The 22,550-nt window shown below is 73.3% G+C and carries 19 protein-coding genes; 10 read left to right on the forward strand and 9 right to left on the reverse strand.

All coding sequences use genetic code 11. The features are described 5' to 3' along the window. The first annotated feature begins 111 nt into the window (after positions 1-111). Positions 112-1,629 carry a cellulose binding domain-containing protein gene (locus tag ACFWNV_RS26210; protein WP_383951700.1) on the forward strand — a complete coding sequence of 506 codons (1,518 nt, stop codon included), beginning with the start codon at positions 112-114 and terminating at the stop codon, positions 1,627-1,629. Here ACFWNV_RS26210 and ACFWNV_RS26215 read toward each other — a convergent pair. Further along, on the reverse strand, positions 1,626-3,749 hold the full coding sequence (locus ACFWNV_RS26215; RefSeq protein ID WP_383951704.1) for a protein kinase: 2,124 nt from the start codon (positions 3,747-3,749) through the stop codon (positions 1,626-1,628). The genes ACFWNV_RS26210 and ACFWNV_RS26215 overlap by 4 nt on opposite strands. Before the next feature lie 110 nt (positions 3,750-3,859). Further along, on the reverse strand, positions 3,860-6,061 hold the full coding sequence (gene helR / locus ACFWNV_RS26220) for an RNA polymerase recycling motor ATPase HelR (protein WP_383951707.1): 2,202 nt from the start codon (positions 6,059-6,061) through the stop codon (positions 3,860-3,862). A 230-nt stretch (positions 6,062-6,291) separates the two neighbouring features. Here helR and ACFWNV_RS26225 point away from each other — a divergent pair, with 230 nt between their 5' ends. Both ACFWNV_RS26225 and ACFWNV_RS26230 read left to right on the forward strand, forming a co-directional pair. Further along, a complete protein-coding gene (locus tag ACFWNV_RS26225) occupies positions 6,292-7,335 on the forward strand; it encodes a helix-turn-helix domain-containing protein (protein WP_383951709.1) in 1,044 nt (347 codons plus the stop codon). Positions 7,336-7,458: 123 nt separating this feature from the next. Continuing rightward, entirely contained in the window at positions 7,459-7,989 is a 531-nt protein-coding gene (locus tag ACFWNV_RS26230) for a rhodanese-like domain-containing protein (protein WP_383951712.1), read from the forward strand. A 30-nt stretch (positions 7,990-8,019) separates the two neighbouring features. Here ACFWNV_RS26230 and ACFWNV_RS26235 read toward each other — a convergent pair whose 3' ends face one another. Genes ACFWNV_RS26235 through ACFWNV_RS26245 form a run of 3 tightly spaced genes read right to left on the reverse strand, consistent with a single transcriptional unit; the run spans position 8,020 to position 9,678 of the window. Continuing rightward, positions 8,020-8,856 (reverse strand): class I SAM-dependent methyltransferase, encoded by an 837-nt coding sequence (locus ACFWNV_RS26235; RefSeq protein WP_383951715.1) that lies wholly within the window; start codon positions 8,854-8,856, stop codon positions 8,020-8,022. A 7-nt stretch (positions 8,857-8,863) separates the two neighbouring features. Continuing rightward, positions 8,864-9,235 carry an ArsR/SmtB family transcription factor gene (locus ACFWNV_RS26240; RefSeq protein WP_383951718.1) on the reverse strand — a complete coding sequence of 124 codons (372 nt, stop codon included), beginning with the start codon at positions 9,233-9,235 and terminating at the stop codon, positions 8,864-8,866. After that, positions 9,232-9,678, reverse strand: coding sequence for an SRPBCC domain-containing protein (locus ACFWNV_RS26245; RefSeq protein ID WP_383951721.1), 447 nt, complete (start codon positions 9,676-9,678; stop codon positions 9,232-9,234). The genes ACFWNV_RS26240 and ACFWNV_RS26245 overlap by 4 nt, the downstream gene beginning before the upstream one ends. A gap of 246 nt (positions 9,679-9,924) precedes the next feature. Here ACFWNV_RS26245 and ACFWNV_RS26250 point away from each other — a divergent pair, with 246 nt between their 5' ends. The 3 genes from ACFWNV_RS26250 (at position 9,925) to ACFWNV_RS26260 (ending at position 12,170) form a co-directional block, all read left to right on the forward strand. Then, a complete protein-coding gene (locus ACFWNV_RS26250) occupies positions 9,925-10,908 on the forward strand; it encodes an RNA polymerase sigma-70 factor (protein WP_383951724.1) in 984 nt (327 codons plus the stop codon). Further along, positions 10,905-11,222 carry a hypothetical protein gene (locus ACFWNV_RS26255; protein ID WP_383951727.1) on the forward strand — a complete coding sequence of 106 codons (318 nt, stop codon included), beginning with the start codon at positions 10,905-10,907 and terminating at the stop codon, positions 11,220-11,222. Before ACFWNV_RS26250 ends, ACFWNV_RS26255 begins: the two co-directional genes overlap by 4 nt. Before the next feature lie 171 nt (positions 11,223-11,393). After that, positions 11,394-12,170: a VOC family protein gene (locus tag ACFWNV_RS26260; protein ID WP_383951730.1), complete on the forward strand. Its 777-nt coding sequence runs from the start codon at positions 11,394-11,396 to the stop codon at positions 12,168-12,170. A gap of 32 nt (positions 12,171-12,202) precedes the next feature. Here ACFWNV_RS26260 and ACFWNV_RS26265 read toward each other — a convergent pair whose 3' ends face one another. The 3 genes from ACFWNV_RS26265 to ACFWNV_RS26275 form a co-directional block, all read right to left on the reverse strand. After that, entirely contained in the window at positions 12,203-12,787 is a 585-nt protein-coding gene (locus ACFWNV_RS26265; RefSeq protein ID WP_383951732.1) for a TMEM165/GDT1 family protein, read from the reverse strand. A 320-nt stretch (positions 12,788-13,107) separates the two neighbouring features. Beyond that, positions 13,108-14,325, reverse strand: a complete 1,218-nt coding sequence (locus tag ACFWNV_RS26270; protein ID WP_383951735.1) for a cytochrome P450 — start codon at positions 14,323-14,325, stop codon at positions 13,108-13,110. Positions 14,326-14,464: 139 nt separating this feature from the next. Beyond that, positions 14,465-15,127: a TetR/AcrR family transcriptional regulator gene (locus ACFWNV_RS26275; RefSeq protein WP_383951737.1), complete on the reverse strand. Its 663-nt coding sequence runs from the start codon at positions 15,125-15,127 to the stop codon at positions 14,465-14,467. 321 nt (positions 15,128-15,448) lie between these two features. On the opposite strand from ACFWNV_RS26275, the gene ACFWNV_RS26280 reads away from it, so the two are divergent. After that, complete coding sequence (locus ACFWNV_RS26280; protein WP_383951740.1) at positions 15,449-17,734, forward strand: FUSC family protein; 2,286 nt, start codon at positions 15,449-15,451, stop codon at positions 17,732-17,734. A gap of 91 nt (positions 17,735-17,825) precedes the next feature. Further along, positions 17,826-18,302, forward strand: coding sequence for an SRPBCC family protein (locus ACFWNV_RS26285; RefSeq protein ID WP_383951743.1), 477 nt, complete (start codon positions 17,826-17,828; stop codon positions 18,300-18,302). 27 nt (positions 18,303-18,329) lie between these two features. Here ACFWNV_RS26285 and ACFWNV_RS26290 read toward each other — a convergent pair whose 3' ends face one another. After that, positions 18,330-19,994 carry an alpha/beta hydrolase gene (locus ACFWNV_RS26290; RefSeq protein WP_383951746.1) on the reverse strand — a complete coding sequence of 555 codons (1,665 nt, stop codon included), beginning with the start codon at positions 19,992-19,994 and terminating at the stop codon, positions 18,330-18,332. A gap of 360 nt (positions 19,995-20,354) precedes the next feature. Here ACFWNV_RS26290 and ACFWNV_RS26295 point away from each other — a divergent pair, with 360 nt between their 5' ends. Beyond that, on the forward strand, positions 20,355-21,107 hold the full coding sequence (locus tag ACFWNV_RS26295; RefSeq protein WP_383951749.1) for a DUF4142 domain-containing protein: 753 nt from the start codon (positions 20,355-20,357) through the stop codon (positions 21,105-21,107). A 9-nt stretch (positions 21,108-21,116) separates the two neighbouring features. Further along, complete coding sequence (locus ACFWNV_RS26300; RefSeq protein ID WP_383951752.1) at positions 21,117-22,508, forward strand: DUF1996 domain-containing protein; 1,392 nt, start codon at positions 21,117-21,119, stop codon at positions 22,506-22,508. The last annotated feature ends 42 nt before the right edge of the window (positions 22,509-22,550 follow it).

A 22,550-nucleotide genomic window follows, 5' to 3' on the forward strand; every position in this document is an offset into this window, starting at 1 on the left:
CGATCAAATGTCCGTTTCAGTGCGGCTAGCGTGCTGCCGCACCCCAAACTCCCCGGCACCCCAAACTCCCCGGCAACTCAGATTCCCCGGCAATTCAGAGGCAGGCACGCGATGGGCAGCACCACCGGACACCGGCGCAAGGCGGGCAAGAAGGCGAAGGCCGCGGGCGGGACGGCGGTGGCGGTACTGATCGCGGCCGCCGCCTTCGCCTTCACGGGTACCGCCCAGGCCGCCTCGGTCGGCGCGGTGTACACGAAGTCGAGCTCCTGGAGCGGCGGTTACACCGGCACCTATGTGATCACCAACAACACGAGCCGCGCACGGTCCGGTTGGACCCTGGAGTTCGACCTGCCCGCGGGCACGACGGTCTCCTCCCTGTGGAACGGCGCGCACACGGTCAGCGGCCGCCACGTCACCGTGAAGCCCGCGGCGTGGAACAGGGAACTGGCCGCGGGAGCCTCCGTCTCGATCGGCTTCGCCACGAGTGCGAGCGCGAACGCGGGCAACCCGACGGCCTGCCGGATCAACGGAGCGAAGTGCTCGGCGGACCCGGGCCCGACGCCCCCGCCGGGCGGCCGCCCCACCACTGCCCCCACGAGCGCCCCGACCACCGCGCCGACGCCCGCGCCGACGGGCGGTACCGGCGCCCCCGCGAGCCCCGCCCCCTCGGTCCGGCCGACCAAGCCCGTCCCGCCCACCACCCCCACGACCCCGCCCACGACCGGAAGCCCGGCCGGCGGCGCGCGCTTCGCGCCGTACGTGGACACCTCCCTCTACCCGGCCTACGACCTGCTCGACACGGCGGCCAGGACCGGCGTCAAGGAGTTCCACCTCGCCTTCATCACCTCCGGCGGTGCCTGCGCCCCACTGTGGGGCGGGGTCACCGAGCTCGGACACGACAAGGTCGCCGCACAGATCGGCGCCCTGCGGGCCAAGGGCGGCGACGTCCGCGTCTCCTTCGGCGGAGCCGCCGGGCACGAACTGGCCCTGAACTGCGGCTCCGCGCAGGAGCTGGCAGCCGCCTACGGGAAGGTCATCGACCAGTACCGGCTGACCAAGGTCGACTTCGACATCGAGGGCGCGGCCCTGCCCGACACCGCCGCCAACTCCCGCCGCGCGCAGGCCATCACGCTGCTGCAGGCATCCCACCCGGGGCTCGACGTGGCCTTCACCCTGCCCGTGATGCCGGAGGGGCTCACCCAGCCGGGCGTGGCCCTGTTGGCGGACGCGAAGAAGGCCGGCGTGCGGATCGATGCGGTCAACATCATGGCCATGGACTACGGCCCCGCCTACAGCGGTGACATGGGCCGGTACGCGATCCAGGCCGCGACGGCCACGCAGGCCCAGATCAAGGGCGTACTCGGCCTCTCCGACGCGGCGGCCTGGAAGGCCGTGGCCGTCACACCGATGATCGGCGTCAACGACGTCACGAGCGAGATCTTCACGGTCGCCGACGCCACCCAGCTCGTGGACTTCGCGAGCGAGAAGGGAATCGGCAGGCTGGCGATGTGGTCCGCGACCCGCGACCAGCAGTGCGCGGCCGGATCCGTGAACTACGCCGACGCGACGTGCAGTTCGATCCTCCAGCAGCCCCTGGCCTTCACCAAGGCCTTCGGGGCCCTGCGTTAGTACCGCGGGCGCAACGCGACCACGGTGCCGCCCGTCAGGAGGAAGACGAGGTCACCGTGGATCGCGATGGCCGGCCACTCGCGCCGGGCGTTCACACTGTCGTCCTGGCGCGCCGCGCTCTGCCACAGCAGGTCCCCGCTGCCGGCGGCGAAGCAGTGGACGCTCCCGTCCGTGCCCGGGACGTGGACCCGCCCGTCGGCCACCCGCAACGGGCTCCTGCCGCTGCGCGTCCACTCCTTCAGGTACCAGGGCTCGGCCGTCCAGCGTGCTTCGCCCGTGACGTCGTCGGCCGCGGTCACCGTCCCGTCCGGGGCCATTCCGTAGTAGGTGCCGCCCGACTCCACGTACTCCATGGCGGAGGGCAGGGTCGTGGGCGTCGCCTGAGCCCGCCATGCGCTGTGGCAAATGGTGCCGTCCGCTCTGCGCAGCAGTACCGAGCCGTCCCCGATGGTGAGGGGAACCAAGGTTCCGACGTCCTGGCTCGTCAGCGCCCCGCCCTTCTGGCGGGAGTGTTCCCACAGCACGTGGGCGCCGGGTGTGTCCAGGCCGGAGACGCGGAAGAGACGGCCGTAGGAGGCGAAGAGCCGGGAGCCGACGCCCCGGACCCCGCCCTCCTGCCACTTCTGCTCGCCCGTCGCGGGGTGCCAGGCGCTGAGGGAGTCCTTGGCGGTGAACGTGATGATCGCGTCGCCGGTGTACACGCCGCCCGCGATCGGATCGGCCGTACGGGGAGGGGTGGACCACATCCGCGCACCGGTCGCGGTGGCGAAGGCGGTGACATGACCCCCCTGGCCGGGATCCGCCTCGTCGGCCTCCAGGCAGTAGGCGACGTCGCCCGCGGCGGACAGGCTCAGGAGCTCGATGCTCGTCGGGAAGTCGTTCCCCCACAGCCGCTCGCCGGTCCGGGCGTCGAAGGCCACGACTCGCCCGGTACCGGGCGAGGAGGTGCACAGCAGGACCGGACCCGAGGCGTGGCAGGCCGTGACGCCCAGGTCCTGAGGGCCGAGCTTCGCCTCCCACAGGGCCCATCCGGCCGGTTGGAGACCGGCGGAGCCCTCGTGGGCCGGCCGGGGCCTGCTCCCCGCCGGGCCTCCCCGGGAACCGCCGGACGATCCGGACGGACCGGCGCCCGTCCACGCCCCGCCCGTCCACGCCCCGCCGGCCCAGGAGCCGAGGGCTCCCGCTCCGGCCAGCCCGATCACACCGGCGACCAGCGCGCCCCGCCGCGAAAGGAGCCGGCTCCCGCGCGCAGGCGCCCCGGCGGGTTCGGCGGTCTCGGCCGCGGGCGACGGCGGACGGGCACCCCAGTCGTCCTCCGGCGCCGCCCGGAAGGCCTCCAGGAGCTCGTCCGGCGTGGGCCGGTCGGCAGGGTCCTTCGCCAGACACCACTGGACGAGCTCACGGACCGTACCCGACAGCTCCGCCACCGCGGCGGGCTCGTGGACCACGTTGTAGGCGGTCATGTAGTGCGACGGGGCATCGAACGGGCCGTGCCCAGTGGTCGCGTACACCAGGACCGCGCCGAGGGAGAAGACGTCGGAGGCCCGCTTGACCCGGTGCGGAGCGGAGAGCTGCTCGGGCGACATGAACGGCGGAGTCCCCAGGATCCGGCCGGTCACGGTAAGGGTCTCGTGGTCGGCGGCCCGGGAGATCCCGAAATCGATGACGCGCGGCCCTTCCTCGGTCAACAGGACGTTGTCCGGCTTGAGATCACGGTGAACGACCCCGACCCGGTGGATGTCGCGCAGCGCCTCGGCGAGCCCGACCGCCAGCTGCCGCAGGGCGGGGCCGCCGAGGGGCCCGCCGTCCCGGACGGCCGCCCCCAGGGTGGAGCCCGGCACGAACTGGGTGGCCATCCAAGGGCGTTCCGCATCGGGGTCGGCGTCCACCACCGGGGCGGTGAAGGCCCCGGAAACCCTCCGCGCCGAGGCCACCTCCTGGCGGAAGCGGATCCGGAACTCCCGGTCGTCGGCGAACTGCTGGTGCACGACCTTCACCGCGACCATCCGCCCGGACTCGATGCTCCGGGCCAGGAACACCGTGCCCATTCCGCCGACGCCGAGCCGGTCCTGCAGCCGGTACCCGCCCACCACGAGCGGGTCGGTCTGGTGAAGTCCCACCCCTTGTACCCCTCCGTCCCCCCGGCCGCCGCGCGCGGCTCAGGCCAGAGGTTAACCCTCCTGGCCCGGGACCGGGCCGGGTCGGCTCAGGAGCTCAGGGGTTCAGGAGCTCAGGGGCTCGTGAGGACGACCAGGCGCTGGGTCGCGCGGGTCATCGCGACGTAGCGGTCGACGGCGCCCTCGATGCCCTCGCCGAAGGTGTCCGGGTCGATGAGGACGACCAGGTCGAACTCGAGTCCCTTCGACAGCGTCGGAGTCAGCACGCGGACGCGGGAGCTCGCGGGGAAGGAACCGTCGTCGACGCCGCCCGCGGCGATGACGCAGGCGACCCCGTCGGCCTGGGCGTCGAGCCAGTCGCCGAGGACCGCGGACAGGTCCGCGGTGCGGCCGTGGGCGACCGGGATGCCGCTGCTGCGGACGGATACCGGCACGTTCGCATCGGGGAGCGCGCCGCGGATGGCCGGCTCGGCCTCGGCCATGACCTCCTCCGGCGTACGGTAGTTGACGCTCAGGGAGGCCATGGTGATGCGGTCGAGCCCGGCCCGTTCGAGCCGCTCCCGCCAGGACTCGGTGAACCCGTGCCGGGCCTGCGCGCGGTCCCCGACGATCGTGAAGCTCCGCGACGGGCAGCGGGTCAGCAGCATCTGCCATTCGGCGTCGGTGAGTTCCTGCGCCTCGTCCACGACGATGTGGGCGAACGGGCCTGCGAGGAGGTCGGGTTCGGCGCCGGGCACGGCGTCCCCGTCGATCAGGGCGTCCTGCAGATCCCGTCCGCGCAGCATCCCCACCGCGCCCTGGCTCTCGTCGATCTCGGTGTCCTGGAGCAGCCGGTCGATGACCTCGGACCTGCGCGCACGCTCGGCGGCGACGGCCGCCTCGTGCCGGCGCCTGCGCACGGAGGCCTCGGCGTCGCCGAGCCGCTGCCGGGCCGCGTCCAGGAGCGGCAGGTCCGCCGCCGTCCAGGCCTGGGCGTCGGCGCGCTGGAGCAGGGACACGTCATCGGGCCCGAGCCACGGAGCGCATTTGCGCAGGTAGGCGGGGACCGACCAGAGGTCTCCGACGAGCTCGGCCGCATCGAGCATCGGCCAGGCACGGTTGAGGGTGCCGATCAGGTCCCGGTCCTGGAGCAGCGAACGGCGGAGCAGGTGCGGCGGGACGTCGCTGTCGTCCTGGTCCATCAGGATCGTGAGCAGCTCCTCCAGGATCTGGTCGCGGGCCTCGTTGTGCGGGGTGCCCGGTTCCACCGCCTCGAACGCTGCCGCCCAGTCGTCGGCGCTCAGCCAGAGGTCGGACCAGTGGCTGGAGACGGTGATCCCCTTGGTGGGGGGCTCCTCGTAGATGCGTACCGCCGCCTCGATCGCCCCGACCAGGTCGGCGGAGGACTTGAGGAGGGCGACGCGCGGGTCGGCCTCGGCCGTCGCGGCGGCTCCCTCGGTGACCAGGTCGCGCAGGGTGCAGGTCTGCACGCCCTCCTCGCCGAGGCTGGGCAGCACGTCCGAGACGTAGGCGAGGTAGGGGCGGCTCGGACCGACGAACAGCACGCCGCCGCGGCGGTGGCCGAGGCGCGGGTCGGAGTAGAGCAGGTGGGCGGTGCGGTGCAGGGCGACGACGGTCTTGCCCGTACCCGGACCGCCGTCGACGACGAGGGCGCCCCGGGATCCGGCCCGGATGATGGCGTCCTGGTCGGTCTGGATGGTGGCGAGCACGTCGCGCATCCGCTCCGACCGGTTGCCGCCCAGGCTGGCGATGAACGCGGACTGGTCGTCGAGCGCGGCGCGCCCCTCGAGCCCGTCCGCGGAGAACACCTCGTCCCAGTAGTCGCTGATCCGCCCGCGGGTCCAGCGGTACCTGCGGCGGCTCGCCAGCCCCATCGGGACGGCGTGCGTCGCCGCGAAGAAGGGTTCGGCGGCGGGGGAGCGCCAGTCCAGCAGCAGCCGGTTGCCCGCGCTGTCGGTGAGGCCGAGGCGTCCGATGAACACGGGCCCGGAGCCGTCGGCGGGGACGATGTGCCCCAGGCAGAGGTCCAGCCCGAAGCGGCGCAGGGTGCGCAGCCGGCTGGTCAGGCGGTGGATCTCGGTATCGCGGTCCATTGCCTCCCGGCCGACGCCGCCGGGCGCCTTGCGCGTGGCCTCCAGGCGGTCGGACAGTTCGGCGATCGTCTGCTCCAGGCAGTGCGAGACGGCCGCGAAATGCCGTTCGTCGCCCTCGATGAGAGCCGGGTCGGCCTTGGGGGAGAGGTGGTCGGGGAGGTCGAACGCACTGGTGGCGGTCGCCGTCGCCGCGACGGAACCGTGTGATCCAAAAGCTGACATATCGGAACGCACTGAGTGAATCTCCCACTTTTCGGCAAGTTCTGGCCTAGGTCCGCGATTTTGCCCCAGCATGGGGGCCTTGCCGCAAGCCCCCCAGTGCGCTATATGTTGTATATGGCAAGGAGTGCGTATTCCTCCGCGCCTCTCTCCCTTCCACTTCTCGCCCCCTCCTCCGGCGGGCTGATGCGGCCCGATGCGGTCCGGCGAGGGCGGCTGGCTACAGTACGGCCATGACGTCCCAGCCCGTGCCCCTTCACCTCTCGAAGCCCGCTCCGGCCCATGTGGTGGCCGTACTCGCCTTCGACGGCATGGCCCCCTTCGAACTGGGCGTGGTCGTCGAGGTGTTCGGGCTCGCCCGGCCCGAGCTGGGGGACCTGCCCTGGTACGAACTGCGGGTCTGCTCGGCGCAACCAGGCCGGGACCTGCGCGTGGTGGGCGGGTTCACGCTCCGCGCCGAGCACGGGCTCGACGCCCTCGCCGCCGCGGACACCGTGATCATCCCCGGAGTCTCCCCGGCGGGCGGCACCATCGCACCCACGCTGGTCGACGCCCTGCTCAAGGCCCACGCCCGGGGGGCCCGCCTGGTCTCCATCTGCTCCGGCGCCTTCGCGCTCGCCGCGACCGGCCTGCTCGACGGCCGCCGGGCCACCACCCACTGGCGCTACGCCCGCACCCTCGCCGAACGCCATCCCGCGGTCGAGGTCGACGCGGACGTCCTCTACGTGGACAACGGCGACGTACTGACCAGCGCGGGCAGCGCCGCCGGCATCGACCTCTGCCTCTACCTGGTCCGCGCCGACCACGGCGCCGCCGTCGCCAACACCGTGGCACGCCGGTTCGTCGTACCGCCCCATCGGGAGGGCGGGCAGGCCCAGTTCATCGAGGCGGCCGTCGGAGAGGTGGGCCCCGACGGCGCCGACGACGGGATCTCCCGGAGCATGGCCTGGGCCCTTCAGCGGCTCTACGGCCCGCTCTCGGTCCCGGCCCTGGCGCGGGCGGCGAACATGTCGGAGCGGTCCTTCCTGCGCCACTTCACCCGTCGCAACGGCGTGAGCCCGATCCGCTGGGTGGTCTCCCAGCGGATCTCGGCGAGCCTGCCGCTGCTGGAATCGGGCGAGGGGACCGTGGACGAGGTGGCCGCGGCGGTCGGCTTCGACTCCACCGCGACGTACCGCCACCACTTCACCCGGCAGATGCGGACGACGCCGACGGCCTACCGGAAGGCGTTCGTCAGGGTCGCCGCGCCCCTGGCGGGATCCGTGGCGGGATCTTGACGAGTGGAGGCGTTTACGCCACTCGTCGCGGGCGTGGCAGGCGCAGAGGATGGAGTCATCGCCGCAAGGGAGTCCACCCGGCCGGCGAGCCCCAGCCTTCCGCCCCGTACAAGGAGTTCCCCGATGTCCGTGACCGTCCCGGCCACCGTTTCCACCGTTTCCGCCGTTCTCGCCGCGCCCGCCGGCGCTGAGCTCACCAGCGCAGTCCTCTCCGTCCCCGCCGCGGCCCCGGCCGTCGCGGCGGCCCACTACGCGGCGCGGCTCGCCTTCGAGGCGGACGTCTCGGACGTACGGGCCGACCTCCTCTCCGGCGTCCCCGGACTGGTGGTGGTCGACTCCCGCAGCGAGGCCGGCTGGGACCAGGGCCACATCCCGGGGGCACTGCACCTTCCGACGGCGCGGATCGCGGAGCTGGCCCCGGCGCTGATCGACCCGGCGCTGACGGTGGTCACCTACTGCTGGGGCCCCGGCTGCAACGGCGCCACGCGTGCGGCGCTGGCCTTCGCCCGCCTGGGGTACCAGGTGAAGGAGATGCTCGGCGGATTCGAGTACTGGGTCCGCGAGGGCTTCGCCTTCGAAACCGCCCAGGGCACCGACCGGCGCGCCATCGACGACCTGACCGCCCCGCGCTCGGGCATCTCCTGCGCCTGCTGATGCTCCCGCTGCGTTGCGGCACCCGTGTGCTCAGACCGCCAGGGCCGTGGTGATCACCAAGGGCGGGCGGGACCGCTCCGCCGACCAGGTGCGGCCGGAGGTGAGGGGTGGGGCGGTGAGGCCCGGGAGGGCGAGGGCCTCGTCCACCGTCGGGCGGTGCTGGACGAGGTCCGTGAATCCGGCCCGTTCCAGCAGGGCCGGGTAGAAGTCCACGGGCCAGGCGTGGTTGGGCATCACCTGCCAGCTGCCGTCCGTGCGCCGGAGCCGTACGGGCAGCGCGTCGCCCGGGGCGTACGTGCCGCCCGGGTCGCCGATGCTCAGCGAGGCGTACTCCGTCCCGCTGCACGCGGGATCGGTGGCCAGCAGGACGAACGGGCCGCCCGGCCGCAGGATCCGGCGGATCTCCCGGAACACGGCGAGCACCGCCTCCGCGGTGGGCAGCGAGGCCAGGACGTGGTTGCACATCACGGCGTCGGCGCTGCCGTCGGCCAGACAGGCCGCCCTGCCGTCCCTGACCAGGTGGTACTCGGCGACCGCCGTCCCCGAGCCGCGGGCCAGCGCGAGCATCTCCGGGGAGGTGTCCACCCCCAGCACCTTCGCGCCGAGCCGCCGGGCCGCGTGGTCGGCGACCTTGCCCGGGCCGCACCCGTAGTCCACCAGGACGGATCCGCCGCCGACCCACCGCGCCAGGGTCCGGAAGACGAAGGGGTAGCCGAGCAGCCAGTCCGTGGCCGCCTCCACGGCGGCGAAGGCCTGCGCCCCCTCCGGCCCGGACCAGGCGACGGGCTGCTGCCCGCCGCCGTGGTCCGCGCCGCCGTCCGTGCCGGCTCGCGGGGCTCGTCCGGTTTCCTCCGGCCCGTTGCTCACCGTTCCACTATCGGTCCGTGGGGGCCCGGCCCGCATCCCGTTCCGCCGCCTCGGCGATCCGCTTGACGGCTGCCAGCCGTCGGTCCCAGTCGGCGGCGAGGGTGGCCATCCAGCGGGCCGTCGCGTCCAGGGCCGCGGGACGCACGGTGTACCGGACCTCACGTCCGGCCCGGCGGCCGGAGATCAGCCCGGCCGCGTCCAGGACGCCGAGGTGCTTGACCACCGCCTGCCGGGAGACGGGCAGCCCCTCGGCCAGGGTGGTCGCGGTGACCTCCCCGCGGGCGGCGAGCAGACCGAGCAGCTTGCGCCGGGTCGGGTCGGCCAGCGCGACGAGGACGTGGTCGACCGCCTCGTCTGCGCCGGGGTCTTCCTCGCTCACGCGGCCGGTCGTTCGACGCGCTTCTTGAAGGCGTCGAGCACCTGCGGCCAGCCGCCGGTGTTGTCCTTGAGCGCCTTGTCGCGCAGCTCCTCGGAGCCGGCCAGGGCCGCGAACCCGCTCTCCACGACGCGCAGCCGCGTCTTGTCGCCCTCGCGGCTCAGCGTGAACTCCACCAGGGTGCTGTTGTCCTCGCGCAGCTCCTGTCCGGGGAAGGCGCTGGCCCAGCGGTACGCGAGGTAGGTCGGCGGCTCGACCTTCTCCACCCGTACCGGGAACTCGCCGTACTCGCTGTTCTTCGCCACGACCGACTCCCCTTCCCGGGCCACCGTGCCGGCCAGGCTCCCCTCGTCGCCCACCCAGAAGCCCGGCTCGGCCACCAGGGACCAGACCCGCTCCAGGGACGCCTCGATCAGGGTGTCGCGTTCGATCCGGTCCGCGTTCATCAGGACTCCTTCGTCGCAAGCCGTTGAGTGTTTCGGTGCAACTCCAGAGTTGCACGTCGCCCGTGCATCCCGCAACCGTGGAGTTGCACGAGGGTGGCGCCCTAGGGTCCGCGAAGCCTTCGCGGAGCGGCTCGCAGGCCGGCCGGCTGACCTCCGCGGCCCCGGCCACAGCGGTCAGCGGAAAGTGATCTCCGCGTACAACCCCTCATAGCCGTCGGGTGTCTTGTGTTCGAAACCTCGACACGAATGGGAACGGACACCGTGGCACGGATTCCAGCCGCCGGTCGACCGGCCCGACCTGACGGAAGAGAACCAGCTGTGGACACACCCTCGCAGGCCCCCGATACGGCGACCGAGACCTTCGTCGCCCACCGCAACCTGCTCTTCACCGTCGCCTACGAGATGCTCGGCTCGGCGGCCGACGCCGAGGACGTGCTGCAGGAGACCTGGCTGCGCTGGGCGGGCGTCGACCTCGACACGGTCAACGACCAGCGCGCCTACCTCGTGCGCATCACCACCCGCCAGGCGCTGAACCGGCTGCGCACCATGAGCCGCCGCAAGGAGGCCTACGTCGGCCAGTGGCTGCCGGAGCCCCTGCTCACCGCGCCGGACGTGGCCGAGGACGTGGAACTGGCCGAGAGCATGTCGATGGCGATGATGCTGGTCCTGGAGACGCTCGGGCCGACCGAGCGGGCCGTCTTCGTGCTCCGCGAGGTGTTCGGCCTCGACTACGAGGAGATAGCCACCGCCGTCGACAAGACACCGGCGGCCGTCCGGCAGATCGCCCACCGGTCCCGCAAGCACGTCGACGCGCGCCGCCCCCGCCAGGCGGTCTCCGTCGGCGAGGCGCGGGCGGCCGTGGAGTCGTTCCAGCGGGCGTTCGAAACCGGGGACCTCCAGGGCCTCCTCGACGTGCTCGCCCCCGAGGTCGTCTACATGGGCGACGGCGGCGGCATCAAGCACGCCGCGCTGCGGCCGGTCGTGGGCGCCCTGCACGTGGCCCGGCTGTTCACCGGGATGTCGGGCAAGGCCGGGAAGGCCGGGGTCGGGCTCTCCTTCACCCCCACCATGGTCAACGGCACTCCGGCGCTGGCCGTCCACGTGGACGGAGAACTCGACGGAGTCATCGCCGTCCGCGTCGACGACACCCGCATCAGCGGCCTCTACTTCGTGCGCAACCCGGAGAAGCTGTCCCACGTCGACACCGAGACCACGCCCACCCTGCGATGAGCGATTCCCTGCCCGTGCCCCCTCCCACGGGTTTCGAGTCGGCACCCGCGGGACCCGTCCGGCACCAGGGCCACGGCATGTGGCTGGTCCGGTTCACCGGCCGGGTGCTCGTGGTCTGTCCGCGGTGCGGCGGTCGCGCGCTCGTCGTGCCGCGGCCCGGCCTCGCCGAGCCGAAGTACTTCAGCGCCCTGCTCTTCCTGCCCCGCCGCCTCGTCTCCGTGGCCTGCGGGGCGCTCGCCGACTGGTCGGCCCACGAGCGGGGCGACCGCCCGCGCCACCAGGGCAGCGTGCTGTTCCGCGGCGGTCCGTACTAGGACGGGGCCGTACCGGGCCGGGACAGGGTCGTACCGGACCAGGACGGGGCCCGTACCGGCCGAATGCGGTGCGCTCGGGGGACCCGTACGTGTGGCGCTGGGAGGTGATACCGGGGTGAGGGGCCCCTACGCGGGTACCTCGCATCCGAAACCCCATCGCAGGAGGAAGCCATGCTCGGTACCGACTACCGCACCGGATCGCCCAACTGGATCGACCTCGGGAGCCCCGACATCCCCCGGGCCGCCGCCTTCTACCGGGCGGTCCTCGGCTGGGAGTTCCACCTGCTCGGGCCCGAGACCGGCGGGTACGGGTTTTTCCAGGTGGACGGGAAGACCGTCGCCGCGGTCGGGCAGCTCGACCCGGGGGCGACCTCGGCGTGGACCGTGTACTTCCGGACCGACGATGCGGAGGCCACCACCCGCGGCGTGCGCGAGGGCGGGGGTACCGTCCGCGTCGAGCCGATGGACGTCATGGGGGAGGGCCGGCTCGCCCAGTACACCGACCAGCAGGGCGCCGACTTCGCCATCTGGCAGCCGGGCCGGACACCTGGTCTGGAGCTGACCTCCGCCGACAACGCGCTGTGCTGGGTCGAACTGCACGTACCGGACCCGACGGCGGCGCTCGCCTTCTACGGCACCCTCTTCGGGACGCGCTCACAGCCGATGGAGGCGCCCGGAATGACCTACCAGGTGCTCAGCACCGCCGACGGGGACCAGGAGGCCGGCTCCTTCGGAGGGGTGGCTCCGCTCATGGAGGGGGAGCGGGACGCGCGCTGGGTGCCGTACTTCGCGGTCGCCGACGTGGACGCCGTGGTGAGCACCGCGCGGACCAGCGGCGGCACGGTGCTCATGCCGGGGGCGGACGTGCCCGACGTCGGGCGGATCGCCTGGCTGGCCGACCCGAGCGGGGCGGTGTTCGCCCTGCTCAAGGCCGAGCCGCGCGCGTAGACCGTCTCTTCCGGATGCCGGAGGGGCCGGATCTAGCCGGTGAAGGCCTCGATGAGCGTCCAGACGGCCAGTACGGCCATGCACAGGGCGCCGAAGCGCTGGACGGTCTTGAGCGGGACCCGCTTGGCGATGAACCGGCCCACGATCAGGGCGAGGGCGGACACCGACATGAGGGCCGCGGCGGAGCCGATGGCGGTGGGCAGCCAGCCGTTGGTGGCGGCGAGGTTGGCGGTCGTGATCTGCGTCAGGTCGCCCCACTCGCCGATGAAGACGGCCATGAACGCGGTGGTGAAGACGGGCCAGAACCCGGTGACGGCCTTGGCCGCCGAGTCCGCCTCGTCGTCGTCCGCGCCGGCGCGCATCATGACCACGGCACCGAAGGCGAACAGGGCGGCGGAGGTGAGCTTGACGGCCATGTTCGGCAGCATGCCGATCAGGCTTCCGGCGCCGACCGCGATGGCCACGTGCACGATGAACGCGGTGGAGGTGCCGAACCACACGTAGAGGGGCCGCATCCGGGTGCCCATGGCCAGCGAGGCGAACATGGTCTTGTCGGGGAGCTCGGCAAGGAAGATCAGACCGAAGGCGGTGAAGATCGCCACGGGGTCGAGAGCCATTCCGGGTGCTGCTTTCTGCTGGAGCCGGGCTCTGATGGCTCGGATCGGCACCCAGCGGGGAGGCGACGGGAAGAACCACTCGGCCCGGCACGACGAAGCGGCCCACACGGTGATGTGGGACGGGTCATGCCTTGGCCGAAGGTCTCGTCCGCCCCGTACGTGAAGCGCGGTGGCCCGGTGGCCGGGACCCGTCGAGGCGTCCAGTATGTCGACCAGCGGTTTTCGGGACTACTCCCCTTCGCTGCCGACAACTCTAACAGCGACGGCGAGTGCCCTTGCAGGGCCGAAGGTCCCCGGAGTCGGAGCCGGAGCCGGAGCAGCTATTCGAAACGCACCGGGAGGTACTTGACCCCGTTGATGAAGTCCGAGCGCAGGCGGCGGACCTCCCCCGTGAGGGAGACCTCCGGGTGCCGGCGCAGGAGCTCCCGGAGCAGGGCCTTGATCTGGGTACGGGCGAGCCCGGCCCCCAGGCAGAAGTGGGGGCCGCCGCCCCCGAAGGTGAGGTGCTCGTTCGGCGTGCGGCGGATGTCGAAGGCGTAGGGGTCGGCGAAGACCTCCTCGTCCCGGTTGGCGGAGGTGTAGTAGGTGACCACCTTCTGCCCCTCGGCGACGGGCGTCCCGTGCAGCACGGTGTCACGGGTGGCGGTGCGCCGGAAGTTGTGGATCGAACCGCCCCAGCGCAGGAACTCCTCCGTCGCCGTGGTCCACAGGGCCTCGTCCTCGGGAGCCGCCGCCAGCTCGGCGCGCGCCGCAGGGTGGTCGATCAGGGCGATCAGGGCTCCGGAGAGCAGGTTGCGGGTGGTCTCGTTGCCGGCGACGCAGAGCAGGACGAAGAACATGTTGATCTCGTCCGGCGACAGCCGGTCCCCGTCGACCTCGGCGTGCACCAGCGTGGAGAGGATGTCCTCCCGGGGGCGGACCCGCCGCTCGGCGGCCAGCGCGTCGCAGTAGGCGTAGATCTCGGCGGCGGCGAGGTCGCTGTCGTGTTTGCCGGCCGACAGCTCGGGGTCCTGGGAGCCGGCCATCCGGTTGCTCCACTCGAAGATCAGCCGCTCGTCGCCCTCGGGCACGCCGACCATCTCGCAGATCGTCTGGATCGGCAGCCACGCGGCGACCTCGGCGACGAAGTCCATGTCCCGGCCCGGGGTGACCGCGCGCTCCACCAGAGTGACCGCCCGCTCCTGGATCCGGGCCGCGAGCCTCCGTACGACCCGGGGCGTGAAACCCGCGCTGACCAGCGAGCGGTACCGGGAGTGGCGCGGGGCGTCCATGCCCAGCAGCACCAGGCGCAGGGTCTCCAGGGACTCGGGGTTCTGGTCGCGGATCATGAAGGAGCCGAGTTCGGTGGACCACAGCTCCGGGTCGCGGCTGACGGCCTTGACGTCGGCGTGGCGGGTGACGGCGTAGAAGCCGGCGTGCCGGCCCGGCACCTCGTGCCAGTGGACCGGGTCCTCGCGGCGCAGCCGGGCGAACTGGGCATGGGGGACCTCACGGGCCCAGGTGTCCTCGAGGAGGTCTATTTCGCCGGTGGGCAGCACGGGGCGGTTCCTTTCGCCGGACGGATCGGAGTTCGTGGGCGGAGCCATGCGGAGTGTGTGGGTGCCCGAGTCCTACGGAGCGTGGGTGCCCGAGTCCTACGGATCGGGTGTGGTGCCGGAGTCGTACGGAAAGCCCTGGTCAGTCGGTCCTGCCGAGGCCCAGGACGGCGCCGAGGGCCTCGACGACGAGTCCGTCGGGGACGGCGCGCGGTTCGAGCCGGTGCTGCATGGAGAGCCCCAGGAGGATGCCGAGCACGAGGGCGCCGGTCTCCTGCGGCGTACGGGTCAGGGGGGTGCCGGTGGCCTCGGCCCAGTCGGCCAGCCCCTCGCCGAGCCGGGCACGGATCTCGGTGTACCGCTGGGCGAGCCGGTCCCCGATGAGGGGGCCGCGGGCGGCGTGCAGCCACAGCTCCGTCTCCAGCAGCAGCCAGGAGTCGCCGCGCTCGGCGTGCGGGCGGGTGAGGCTGCCCCACATCGCCGAGAAGTGCACGGCGGGGTCGGCCGGGTCCCCGGCCGCGATCTCGGCGGCCAGCTCCTCGCTCGTGCGCTCCTTCCAGACCTCCAGGAGCGCCAGCAGCAGGCCCTCCTTGCCGCCGAAGTGGCTGTAGAGCGCGCCCGTGGTGCGCCCGGCCGCCTCGGCGACGGCCTCGGCGGAGACGGCGTGGAACCCCTTGCGGGCGAAGAGGTCGGCTGCCGCGTCGATGAGGCGGGCACGGCTCTCGGACTTGCGCTGCGCCTGCGGGGTGCGATGCGCCTGCGGGGTGCGGCGCCTGGGCTGTTCTGGCGTGGGGGTCGGCTCCACCGGGCCTCCGGGGTGCTGGTTGTGTCGTATCGGGATGCCGAGTCGTATCGGGCGCCGGGCTGCCTTGAGGTGCCGGGCCGCCTGAGGCGCTGGGCTGTCTGAGGTGCCGGGCCGTCGGAAGTGCTGAGCTGTCTGAGGTGCCGAGCTGCCTGAGAGCCGAGCTGAAGGAGGTGCCGAGCTGTCTGAGGTGCCGGGTCACATCCGTTGCGAGCTGCGTCGGGCGTCAGTTATATCGGGCCGCCGATATAAGTTGCGCCCTCCCTGACGAAGTGTCAAGCGGTACGGCAGGACCGGACGGGTACCCGGTGGGACGCTGAGAGGGTGCGTGCCGCCCTGAGGGAGCTCCGTACCGGCACCGGCCCCGTGCCGGCGGCCGCACGGCGGGCCGTCCGCGTCACCCTCGCCGCCGGCATCGGTTTCTACGTGTTCCTCTACGGGCTGGACCGGCCCGTAGAGGCCACCTACGCGCTCTTCGCCGCCGTCGCACTGGCCGGGCTCTCCCGGATCCCGGGCAGCGGACGCCTGCGGGCCCGGGTCGTCGCCGGCGCGCTCCCCGCCGCCTGCGCCCTGGTGGCGCTGGGCACCTGGCTGTCGGTGCGGACCTGGGCCGCCGTGGCGGGCATGCTGGTCATCGGCTTCTGCGTGGCCTTCTCCTCGGCGGCCGGACCCCGCCTGGCGGGGGCCGCGCCCGGCCTCCAGCTGCTGTACATCCTGCCCAGCTTCCCGCCGTACGCCCCCGACACCCTCGGCCAGCGGCTGACCGGCACCGTCGCCGGGATCCTGCTGCTGATCCTCGCCGAAGCCACCGTGCTGCCCGACCCGGCCGTCCCCGGCTACCGGGACCTGGCCGCCGCAGCCGCGGACGAGGCCGCCCGGTGCGCCGGGGTGCTGGAGCTGCCGCCCCACACCCTCCCCGCGGCGGAGACCGCACGGGCTTCGCAGCGGGCGCAGGCCCTGCGGCCGTCCCACGTCGACGAGGCGCAGCGGCCCGCGGGTCCCGGCGTACGGGAACGCGCGCTGGCCCACACCGGGCTGGCGGCCCGCACCCTGCTGGCCCGCCTGCGGTCCCTGCCCCCGCCCGAGCCCGGCCCGTCCGAGGAGCCCGCCGGGCCGGAGCTCGTACGGGCCGTGCGCGAGTCGGCCGCCGGGACGGCCGTGCTGCTCAGGGGCAGGACCCCGCCCACCACGGATTCCACCCGGCTGCGGAACCTGCAGGTCTCCCTCGCCCGGACCCCCGTCACCGGGCCCGGGCCCGGATTCCGCAACGCCGCCCTGGTGGAGCTCGCGGACGCCGCGCTCGTGCTGCGCGGCGCCGCCGAGATCGCCGTACGGGGCCGCGCGGGGGCCGCCGACGCGGCGGGCCCGGGAGTCGGACCGGTGGCCGGGCCCGCCGACCGGTTCTGGTACGCGGGGGAGGGGCCGGTCCGGCTCTGGTGGCGCCGGCTGGCCGGAAACTCCGGGCCCCGGTCGGTGCACTTCCAGAACGCCGTCCGGCTCGGTGTGGCCCTCGCCGTCGCCCGGGCCGTCGCCGGACTGGACTCCCTGCCGCACGGCTTCTGGGCGATGCTCGCGGTCATCAGCCTGACCCGCACCAACGTCGTGCAGACCCGGGCCACCGTCCGGCTGGCCCTGATCGGCACCCTGGTGGGCGCGGTCGCCGCCGGCGGGGTGCTCGCGCTGGCCGGGGAGGCGAGCACGGTGTACGCGATCGTGCTGCCGCCGCTGATGCTGTTCGCCTTCTGCGTCGGCCCCGTGCGCGGCGTGGGCTGGGCGCAGGCCATGTTCACCCTGGTGGTGGCCATGGCCTTCGCCCAGCTCGCACCCACCACCTGGCAGCTGGCCGAGGTCCGGTTCCTGGACGTGCTGATCGGCAGCGCGATCGGAGTGGTGTGCGGGCTGCTGGCCTGGCCGCGCGGCGCGCACGACGAACTGGGGCGCGCCGTGGCCGAGCTGCTGCACGCCGCGGCCGACGACGTCCAGGCGGCCACGGCCGCCTTCGGCCGGCCCCGCGAGGTGGAGCCCGACCAGCGGGTGCGGCACGCGCTGGCCATGGCGGAGAGCGCGTACGCCCAGTACCAGACGGAGCGCGCGCGTCCGGCCGCCGCCGCGGGCGAGGACTGGCAGGCGGCGATGATGACCGGTCACCACGTCCTCTGGGGCGGCCGCAGACCGCCCGGCACCCCGCCCGGCCCGGGCGAGGAGGCGGTGGTCCGGGAGTACGGAGCCCGGGTGGCGGCCGGACTGCGCCGCGCGGCGGCGGCAGCGGACCCCGTGCATGCGGGGGATCCCGTACGGGCTGCGGATCCCGTGCATGCGGCGGATCCCGTACACGCGGCGGACCCCGTACGGGCTGCGGACCCCGCGCGCGAGGCGGATCCCGTGCAGGCCGCGGACACGGAACATGCGGCGGACCCCGTACCCGCCGCAGGGCCCGCGGACCCCGGTCCCGGCGGTCCCGCCCCCCGTCGGCCCGGGCCCGAGGGGGCGCCGCCGGTGTTCTACACCGCGATGGCCTGGCTGGACGCGCTGACCGCGGACCTGGCCCTGCTCGACCGGGGGGCCGGGGCCCCGGCCGCGGGCGGGGCGGTGGCCACCCGCAGGGCCTGAACGTGCGGCGGTGCGCCCGGAGCGGGGCTCTGCCATCGTGGAAGGGCGGGGGCAGAGGCGGATGCGGCGGGGCGCGTGGTGAGGAGCGGTCATGTCCGGACTGTTCGAGGCGAGCGTCGAGATCGACCGGCCCGTCGCCGAGGTGTTCGCGTACCTGGCGGACGGGCGCAACGACCCGGAGTTCAGCCCACGCGTCCAGCGGATCACCCGGACCCCGGACACCCCGACCGCCGTCGGGACGGTCTTCCGCAGCACGGTGAAGGACGCCGGGATGAAGACCGCCAGGGAGTTCCGGATCACCGCACTCGATGCTCCGGCGCGGATCCGCTGGACGGAGCTGAGCCACAACCTGGTGACCGCCGAAGGCGGCTACGACCTGGCCGAACTCCCCGGCGGCCGGACCCGGTTGCGCATCTTCAACACCCTCACCGGGCACGGCTTCGGCCGCCTCCTGGTCGGGCTGGCCCTGAGCGCGGCGCGCAAGGACGCCCCCGACTTCGGCCGCCGGATCAAGGCGGCGGCGGAGGCGTCCCAGGCGTCCCAGGGCCCGTCCTCCCGGCCGGAGTGAGGACCGGGCCGGGTCTTCCGGGTCAGGTCAGAAGCGCAGGGGCCCGGACGGAATCGGCAGCGGCTTCACCGGCGCCCCCTTCCGCTCCCCGGCGGGTGCCGTCGTACGGCAGCTGATGTCCCGGGCCGGCAGCCGTCCGGTGGCCAGGTACGCGGTGACCGGCGCGGCGGCGCAGGAGTTGGGTTCCGCCAGGTACACCCCGTGGCCCTCACCGCCCAGGGCCAGCACCATCCGCGAACCCTTCAGCGCCCGGTGCAGGCCCTGTCCGCTGGCCAGCGGTGTCTGCGAGTCCCACTCGTTCTGCACGGTCAGCACCCCGGCCGGCACCTTCATCGTGGTCTGCGCCTCGAGCGCCCGCGGCCAGAAGGCGCACGGCTTGATGTTCGAGCCGAAGTCCCCGTAGAGCGGGTACGCGGCCTTGTCCCGGACCGCGTCGCGCCGGTACCGCTCGGGATCGCGCGGCCAGGAATCCGTGTCCCCGCAGATCACGCTCCAGAGGACGGCGACGGCGTTGTCGGAGGCGGGTTCGGCCGCGGCACCGGACGCGCCGGCGAGCGCCCGCTTCATGACGAAGCCGGGCCCGGAGGCGCCGGGGGTGACGGCGGGCTTCCCCTCGGCCGCGTCCTTCAGGGCCGCCACCAGCGGGGTGACCTGCGCCGGATAGAAGAACAGGGCCCGGGAGCCCCGGATGTCGTCGCCGCTGATCTTCTCCCCCTGGAAGACGATCGGATCCCGGTCGGCGCGCGCCACCAGGTCCCAGAAGGTCTTCGACACGGCCGCGGGGCTGTTGCCGAGGTGGTACTCGCCGGAGCGGTCCGCCGCCCACCGCGTCCAGCGGGCGAAGGCCGGCTCGGACTCCGTGGCCCAGGTCTGGAACAGGCCCCGCCAGATCCGCTCCGGGTCGACTCCGCTGTCGAGCACGAAGCGGTCGGTCCGGCCGGGGAACAGCTGCGTGTACACCGCGCCGAGGTACGTCCCGTAGGAGTAGCCCAGGTACGAGAGCTTCCGCTCGCCCAGGACGGCACGGATCGTGTCCATGTCGCGGGCGGTGTTGCGGGTCGTGATGTACGGGAGCACCGAGCCGGCCTTCTCCCGGCACTTCTCGGCGATGTTCCGCGCCCAGGCCACGTCGGAGGGGAAGGAGCCGGGCCGGTACGGGCGGTCGATGCCCTGTTCGGAGTCGGCCAGCCCACAGCTGATGGGACTGCTGGCGCCGACCCCGCGCGGATCGAAGCCGATCAGGTCGAACTGCTCGGCCACCTCCGCGGGGAACACCTCGCCGAGGGCCAGCGGCAGATCGAGCCCGGTCCCGCCCGGTCCGCCCGGATTCATCAGGAGGATCCCGTGCCGTTTGGCCGGGTTCGTGCTCCGCACCCGGGATATCGCCAGGTCGAGGGTGCGCCCCGAGGGACGCCGGTAGTCGAGCGGCACCTTGATGCTCGCGCACTCGTACGAGGCCGGCTGGTCGGCGGAGCACCGGTGCCAGGCGGGCTTCTGCCGCAGGTACGCGGCGTCGGCCCGGGCGGCGGCGTCGGCCCGGACGCCGTCGGTCTGAGCGCCGTCGGTCTGGGTGCTCTCGGCCCGGACGCCGTCGGTGGGGAGGGCGGTGGCCTGGGCGGCGGCGAAGAGGGGCACGGAGCTCGCGAGGAGCCCGGCGGCGGCCAGGAAGGATGCCAGTCGTTTCTTGCGCACGGGGCCGTTCCTTTCGGGTGGGCGGTGGTCCGCACCCACCCTGGGTCACCCCGAGGGCCGGGCGAATCCCCCTCAGGGGCGGGGCCCTCTACTCCTCGCGAATGACTGTAAATCCGGACAACTGGCCGACGCGCCGGGGTTTTTGTCCCTCCATCAGGTCCGCGGAGTGCGGACGGACGGCGGCCGGGCGCGCGGCACCGTAGCAGCCTTTCGGGGAGCCGCCCGGATGTTTGTCCAGTCCGGATGGGCCTTCGCCGGGGGAGCCGGAGGCGGCACTAGCGTCCCTTGGCACCCGGGACCCACGGGAGCGGTGCGCTCCGTGCGGCGGCTCCCGGGCGTCCCGGGACCCAAGGAGGCACAGTGCTGTCAATCCGTCGGACGAACGTCGGCGGCATGTCGGTCGCTTCGCGGCACGTCATGGGCACGGGCATCGTCATCGGAGCCCTCGCCCTCACGCTGATCGCGCTGCTGATACCGGTCCGGAGCTTCGGCGGCCGTACCGCCGCGGCGGCCCCGGCCCTGTCGTCCGGCGCGGCCCCGGCGCCCGCTCCGGCCTCCGCCGATGACGACGGCGCCGGGGTGATGAACACGGCCTTCGGGCCGCTGACCCCGCAGGACCGCGAGTTCGTGCGCAAGGTCCGCCTCGCCGGCCTGTGGGAACTGCCCGCGGGCCGGCAGGCGCAGGAGCGGGGGACCCGCAAGTCGGTGCGGACGGCCGGCGAGCACCTCGTGGAAGGCCACACCGAACTGGACCGGCGGGTCGTGGAGGTCGGCGAGGCGCTCGGCGTCGAACTCCCGGACCGGCCGTCCGGCCAGCAGCAGGCCTGGCTCGACCAGCTCGACCGGGCCCAAGGGGCCGCGTACGAGCGGCTGTTCGTGCAGCTGCTGCGCCGGGCGCACGGCAAGGTGTTCACGCTCGTCGCCCAAGTACGGGCGCAGACCCGCAACTCAGTGGTCCGCGAACTCGCCACGGACGCCAACACCACGGTCCTGGACCACATCGCGGTACTCGAGGCGAGCGGCCTGGTCGATTTCGAAGGCCTCGCGGACGGACCTCCCGCGACCGCCCCTCCCACGGCAGCCCCTCCCACCGACACCCGACCCAGGAAGTGAAGTGATCACATGCGCGACAAAGACCCCACGCAAGGCCCGGCGCGCCCGGACGGGGCAGGGCACAAACGCAGGAGGCGTCCCCTCTACAAGGTGCTGGCCGCCGCGTCCGCACTGGTCCTGGGCGGCGGCGGGGTCGTGATCGCGGGCCAGGTCGCCTCCGCGGGCCAGGACCGGGCCCGCACGGCGCCGGTGACCGCCACCATCGACTGCCCCGACGTGGGCGAGCGGCTGCGCGAGGTTCCCGATCAGGTCCGCGGCGAAGTGGACAAGGAACTCGCCGGTCTCGACACCCAGATCGCGGAGGCCTACCAGCGGCTCGCCACCGGCCGGGCCCCGGCGGACGCACTGCTCGGGGAGCTGAAGGACCGGCGCGGCGCGTCGATCGGCCGGGTCTCCGAGGCGATCGGACGCACCACCGCCCGCCCCGACGGGCTCGCGGAGCTGAGCACCTGCGCGATGCAGGAGGCGCCGGCCGCCGAGGAGGAGACCGCCCGGAGCGGTGGCGACGTCGCCCTGAAGGGGGGACCTGCCCGCAGCGACTTCGTCCGCATCGGCTCGGTCAAGCCGAACGTACGGCGCCCGGCGCCCAAGTCCGGTGCCTCCAAGGGCTCGTTCTCCGTGGAATGCGGCCGCAACGACGAGCGCCACCTCAACCCCGACAACGTGATCGTCGCCCCCGGGGTGAGCAACGGCGCCCACCACATGCACGATTACGTGGGCAACCGCACCGCGGACGCCTTCTCCACCAACAACAGCCTCGCGGCATCCGGGACCACCTGCACCAACGGTGACCTGTCCACCTACTACTGGCCCGTCCTGAGGCTGCGCGACGGCAAGGCGGAGCAGGACGCGAACGCCCCCGGCGGCGGCCAGGACGCGAACGTGGGCACGATCCTGCGGCCGAAGCAGGTGACCATCGAGTTCAAGGGGAGCCCCGTCTCCCGCGTCGCCGCCATGCCCCGCTTCCTGCGGATCATCACGGGCGACGCGAAGGCCCTCACCAACGGCCCGGCCAACGCCAACGCCTCGTGGAGCTGCACCGGCTTCGAGAACCGGCAGCTGAAGGACAAGTACCCGATCTGCCCCAAGGGCACGGACGTGGTCCGGACGTTCGCCTTCCAGAGCTGCTGGGACGGCAAGAACACCGACAGCGCCAACCACCGCACCCACGTGGCCTTCGCCAACCGTGACGGCTCCTGTCCGGCGGGCTTCAAGGCCGTCCCGCAGCTGGTGCAGCGGATCGTCTACGCGACGCCCCCCGGAGCGCGCTTCGCGGTGGACAGCTTCCCCGAGCAGCTGCACAAGCCGGTGACCGACCACGGCGACTTCATCAACGTCATGCCGGACGAGCTGATGGCCCGCGCGGTGCGGTGCGTCAACGGCGGACGCGCCTGCCGCTGAGCGGACGAAGAGGCGGTGCCGGCCCGGAGCACGCTCCGGGCC

This window comes from Streptomyces sp. NPDC058401 (assembly GCF_042722885.1).
Lineage (GTDB): Bacteria > Actinomycetota > Actinomycetes > Streptomycetales > Streptomycetaceae > Streptomyces.